At 41.5% G+C, this 5,484-nt stretch carries 7 protein-coding genes; 2 read left to right on the forward strand and 5 right to left on the reverse strand.

Annotation, left to right across the window (positions count from 1 at the left end):
• Window positions 1-39 precede the first annotated feature (39 nt).
• The gene (locus B2863_RS05290; protein ID WP_296208029.1) at window positions 40-1,254 is read left to right on the forward strand and encodes an IS256 family transposase; all 1,215 of its coding nucleotides are present in this window, start codon (window positions 40-42) and stop codon (window positions 1,252-1,254) included.
• 62 nt (window positions 1,255-1,316) lie between these two features.
• On the opposite strand, the gene merA is transcribed toward B2863_RS05290, so the two are convergent.
• The 5 genes from merA to merR all read right to left on the reverse strand — a co-directional run bounded on the left by merA (window position 1,317) and on the right by merR (window position 4,514).
• Complete coding sequence (gene merA, locus B2863_RS05295) at window positions 1,317-2,756, reverse strand: mercury(II) reductase (RefSeq protein ID WP_025643785.1); 1,440 nt, start codon at window positions 2,754-2,756, stop codon at window positions 1,317-1,319.
• A 20-nt stretch (window positions 2,757-2,776) separates the two neighbouring features.
• Window positions 2,777-3,196: an organomercurial transporter MerC gene (gene merC, locus B2863_RS05300; protein WP_008467331.1), complete on the reverse strand. Its 420-nt coding sequence runs from the start codon at window positions 3,194-3,196 to the stop codon at window positions 2,777-2,779.
• Window positions 3,196-3,480, reverse strand: coding sequence for a mercury resistance system periplasmic binding protein MerP (merP, locus tag B2863_RS05305; RefSeq protein WP_008110847.1), 285 nt, complete (start codon window positions 3,478-3,480; stop codon window positions 3,196-3,198). Before merP ends, merC begins: the two co-directional genes overlap by 1 nt.
• 46 nt (window positions 3,481-3,526) lie before the next feature.
• The gene (locus B2863_RS05310) at window positions 3,527-3,874 is read right to left on the reverse strand and encodes a mercuric transporter MerT family protein (protein WP_016899520.1); all 348 of its coding nucleotides are present in this window, start codon (window positions 3,872-3,874) and stop codon (window positions 3,527-3,529) included.
• Between the two features lie 187 nt (window positions 3,875-4,061).
• Complete coding sequence (gene merR, locus B2863_RS05315; protein ID WP_008110844.1) at window positions 4,062-4,514, reverse strand: Hg(II)-responsive transcriptional regulator; 453 nt, start codon at window positions 4,512-4,514, stop codon at window positions 4,062-4,064.
• 268 nt (window positions 4,515-4,782) lie between these two features.
• On the opposite strand from merR, the gene B2863_RS05320 reads away from it, so the two are divergent.
• Entirely contained in the window at window positions 4,783-5,415 is a 633-nt protein-coding gene (locus B2863_RS05320; RefSeq protein WP_296208035.1) for a recombinase family protein, read from the forward strand.
• Window positions 5,416-5,484 lie beyond the last annotated feature (69 nt).

Below are 5,484 nucleotides of genomic sequence, written 5' to 3' on the forward strand. Positions count from 1 at the left end.
TGTGTAACTGCTTATAATCCCTTAACCGGAGAATAAGCAATGACGACTCAATCTGACATTAAAAAACTGGCCCAGCAGATGGCTGGTAGCATGAAAAGCTTCGATGACATTAAAGACTTCCAAAAGCAGCTCATGCAATCTTTTATCGACACTGCACTAGAAGCTGAGATGGAAGACCATCTCGGCTACCCCAAGCATGAAAAGGCGGCTAAGCCTAACAAGCGCAACGGCCACACTAAAAAGACCGTCCGCAGTGACACAGGCGATCTTGAGATATCCACCCCAAGAGACCGTGATGGTGACTTTGAACCTGCGTTAGTGCGTAAGCATCAAAGCCGTATCTCAGGCCTTGATGACAAGATCATATTCCTTTACGCCAAAGGTCAAACCACTACCGAGATTGTAGAGAGCATCAAAGAGCTCTACGATGTAGATATCTCAAGTACATTGGTTTCAAGAGTCACCGATAATATCTTAGACGACATCACCGCTTGGCAGAACAGGCCACTGAGCAGCGTCTATCCTATCGTCTATTTAGACTGCATCGTCGTCAAGGTGCGCCAAGACAAGCAGATCATTAACAAAGCTATTTATCTGGCACTAGGTGTGGGACTTGATGGTAGAAAAGAGCTGCTTGGCATGTGGCTCTCAGAGAGTGAAGGCGCTAAGTTCTGGCTAGGCGTTCTCACTGAGCTACAAAACCGCGGGGTACAAGATATCCTCATTGCTTGTGTTGACGGTCTAAAGGGCTTCCCTGATGCCATCAATACCGTTTATCCCAAAGCCAAGGTTCAGCTGTGTATCGTGCATATGGTGCGCTATTCGATGAAGTTTGTACCTTGGACAGATAAGAAGGCAATAGCGGCTGATTTAAAAGCCATCTACGGCGCTGATACGCTTGAGATAGCAGAGGCCAACCTTGAGCACTTTGATGAGACTTGGGGCACAGAGTACCCGCATGTCATCAAGTCTTGGCGTAATAACTGGGAAGGCTTAACGGTGTTCTTTGAGTATCCGAAAGACATCAGAAAAGCGATTTATACTACCAATGCGATAGAGTCGCTAAACAGTGTTATCCGTACGGCGGTGAATAAGCGTAAGGTGTTCCCCTCTGATCAGGCGGCATTCAAGGTAGTCTACCTAGCAACTCAGCAGGCATCGTCAAGGTGGTCGATGCCAATCCGTAACTGGACGTCTGCTCTGAATCGTTTTATGATTATGTTTGATGATCGTATCAGTAAGCATTTAATCTAAATGGCAGTTACACAGAATCTGGGATGGTCTCACATTTCTGTAAGTACATTACCGTTAAATGATTACCCTGCGCAGCAAGATAGCTCTTTAACGTCTTTGCTAAAGGTTTGAGCGCATAACTTCAATCCTTCAACCATCGTCAAATACGGAAATAGTTGACCTGCCAATTCTTCGACTGTCATTTTATTATGAATAGCAAGAGCCGCACTTTGAATCAGTTCTCCGCCTTCATGGGCTAAAATTTGTGCGCCTATCAGTTTTCCCGTGGATTCTTCAGCTACCAACTTGATAAAACCATCCGTTTCAAAATTTGCTAAAGCTCTTGGTACGTTTTCCATATCAAGTACACGACTTATCGTATTTATTCCTACCGCTGAAGCTTGTACTTCGGTTAGACCTACCGTAGCAACTTGTGGGTCGGTGAATATAACAGCAGGCATGGTAGATAAGTCGAGTTGCGCATTTCCACCTGTCATATTAATTCCAGCCCTACTTCCGGCAGCAGCAGCAACATAAACAAATTGTGGCATATTGGAGCAATCTCCAGCGGCATAAATGTTAGCTGTTGATGTTTCCATCATACTATTAACAACAATGGCACCACTTTTATCTGTTTCAACACCAACATTTTCTAAACCAAGCTTTCCAGTATTTGCATGGCGACCCGTAGAGATAAGCAATTTTTCAGCGATTAATGTTCCTTCGTTAGTTTCCAATGAAAAACCATTGCTATCATAAGAAACATGACTTGCTTGCGTATTATTAAGTACCCTAATACCTTCTTTTTCAAAGCACTCTGCCAGTTTTTCACCTAATAACGGATCTTCAGCATATAAAAGGGTATGTCTGGCTAGAATTGTCACACGGCTACCTAAACGGGCATAAGCTTGCGCAATTTCCAGAGCAACAACGGAGGAGCCGATGACAACTAGACTACTCGGTAACTCTTCTGCAAATAAGGCTTCTGTTGATGTCCAATAAGGTGTATCAACTAAACCCTTAATTGGCGGAATGCTTGGTGTAGAGCCTGTTGCAATTAAAATGCGATCTGCAACCAGCTCTTCTTCACTACCATCAGACTTGTGAACTAGCAAGGTATTTTGATTTTTAAAACGTGCATAACCTTTAAGTAAAGATAGCGCGGGATTACTCTCTAAAATACGTTGATATTTAGCATCGCGTAGTTCTTCGACGCGAGCGTTTTGCTGATGTGCTAATAAGGAGCGGCTAAGTTGTGGCTGAATATTTTCTAAACCATCAAACGGGTTAGTACGTTGCTGATGCGCTAATTGCGCAGCACGGATCAATATTTTTGAAGGAACACAGCCGACATTTACACAGCAACCTCCGATTACATCGGCTCCTTCAATGATAGTAACTCTTGCTCCGCCTTCTGCTGCTTTAATCGCACTGGCAAAGGCCCCTGAACCACTACCAATAATGGCTACATGTAATTGTTCTGGCTGGATGTCATTTGGCGAGCAACAACTATTCGTTGACATATTTTATTCCTCTTAAAAAGTTAAGCGGTACAAGTTTCATCATCACAGCGTTTATTCGCAGGAGAAACCATGTCCCAAATTGATACAGCAACCATTAGTCCTAGCCCCGTATAAGTAACGTATGAACTCCACCCGTACTGGAACCAAGGGTATAAAGAGAGTAAAACCAAAATGGGGCCAATTGAACCGATAAAACTACGGTGCCATTGACGATGGCTAAACCAGCCTAAGATATTCATTGCCAGCGCTAATACTGCAAACAGTGGTAACAACGTATTGATAAATACCCCTTCCCACTGACTAAGAAATCCCATCCCAATTGCCGCACCAAGACTAGCTATCGCGGGAAAACACATGGCGCATCCCATTGCCGAAACAAGTGCACCTATAGAGCCTGCTTTATCTCCGATACGCGTAACTAGTTCTAAGGGGCTAAATATTACTTATTTTCACTTTTTAAATTTGAAGGGTAGCCAGCGTTGGTAGTCGCTGCAATTAATGCATTGATGTTGGTTTTAGTGTCATCAAAAGAAACAACAGCTAGCTTAGGCTTGTAGGTAACTTTCGCATTTTCAACGCCATCAACATTTTCTAATGACTTTTTAACTGTGATTGGACATGTCGCACAGTTCATCGTTGGCACTTCCAGTGTAACTGTTTTTACTTCAGCAAAAGCACCAAAACTAGAAAGTGAAAGCAGTGCGGTTAATAATAATTTTTTCATAATTAGCTCCAAATTTTAAAATGTTATAAATTTCTTGATCTGTATATTAAGCAAACAAAAGTATCCAATAATTACTGGTCACTAAAATTGTCGCAACTATAGCGCTCAGCCAGAAAATGACTTTTCGTTGTTGCTGTTTCTTAGGAATTGCACAGGCCGTTCCCGGCTCACACTCTTCTACAGGACGGTAAATTTTCCAACCTGAGTAACCAAACAACAACACTACAAATGCGATAAATAATGGCCTATAGGGTTCAAATGCAGTTAAATTACCAATCCATGAGCCACTTACCCCAAGTAATAACAGGAGCAAAGGACCTACACAGCATACGCCTGCGCCTAATGCTGCTATGATGCCTCCTATCATTGGAAGGTTTGATTCTTTTTGATTCATATAGATACCTCATTAGATAATGCAAGTGTATTGCATGTACCTAAGTACGGAGTCAAGGGTGATTTATAAAAAATTTATCTTTGATAATCTGCTACGACAGATACGGGGAATAAGCTAACTTGAATTAAGGCGCAGAAGTAAAATTGGATATGCTGTTTTAGTGGGAAATGGTAGTTAAGTGAATCATTTACTTCGGTTGCAACGAATCAATTATTGGGCAGTGGCTATCGTCATCATTATTTTGGCATTGTCCTAAATGTTCTTCCAAAGCGTGTTCTAACAACAACAAGTCAGCCATCTTTTTTTGTACTGCGATCAGTTTTTTATTAGCTAATTCTTGTACTTTACTACATGGACTATCGTTTAACGCAAGTAACCCTTCAATCTCATTTAGCGTAAAACCTAATTCTTGAGAACGCTTGATAAAATGTATTCTATTTACCGTTTCTTTCGGGTAATGTCTATAGCCCTGCATAGGCTTTGGTGGTTGTTTAATTAAGCCTTTGCGTTCATAAAAGCGAATTGTTTCGACATTTACACTCAGTTCTTTAGCCAACATACTTATGGTTCGTTTAGACACGTTATCAATTACCTTACTGACTTTTTGTTTACTTACTTTATATCTAATTAAAGTGACCATCAATGAATACCAGTTTAAACATCGCTAATTGATTTTGTTTTTTCTTCTATTAAATAAGTAAAGTTACCGTTGTTACAACAATATTAAACCACAACAATGTATGGTTTATCCTTTTTCATTATCAAAGTCCAAATTAGTGTTATTACATGCAGTTCTACATGAGTATACCCCAAGGGAACCAGCTATTTCACCACTCAAACGTATTAACAGACCACTTAAAACAGACTGGTATAATGGAACCACTTATAACAGACTATTTTAGGTGTTTATGTTTATTAGAGCGTATCTACGAGCGTCTACCAAAGAACAAGATGCTAAGCGTGCCAAAAGCGAGCTCATAGCATTTGCCAACGATCATGGCCACAAAATTGCTGCCTTCTATGTCGAAAACGAATCAGGCGCTATCTTGGCGCGACCAAAGCTGATGCAGCTGATTGAAGACGCTCATAAGGGCGATGTGATCTTAGTTGAGCAGATTGATCGCTTGGCGCGTTTGAACCAAGCTGATTGGGATACGCTAAAAAGAATGCTATCAGAGAAAAAGCTCTCTATCGTATCAAAAGAGCTGCCGACCTCATATATGGCGCTTCAATCTGAAAGCAGTACAGAATTTATGAGCAGTGTATTGCAGGCCATTAACTCGATGATGCTGGATATGCTCGCAGCCATTGCTCGAAAAGACTATGAAGATCGCCGTAACCGTCAGATGCAAGGTATTGCTCGTGCTAAGGCAGAAGGTAAGTATTCAGGACGTAGGAAAGATACGAAAAAGCGCAAGATCATCGCTAGTCTGCTCAAATCAGGTCATAGCTATTCTGATATTCAAAAAATGACCAAGTGCTCACGGCATCTGATCGCTGATGTAGCCAAGGAAAGACCGAAGATGCTCAGTACTCATTAAGTGGTTCCACTACAGCAGTCTACTATGAGTAGTCTATTAATTGATTAATGAGCCTTTTCAGATGGTTCC

It is taken from the genome of Psychrobacter sp. UBA3480 (genome assembly GCF_002377945.1).
GTDB lineage: Bacteria > Pseudomonadota > Gammaproteobacteria > Pseudomonadales > Moraxellaceae > Psychrobacter.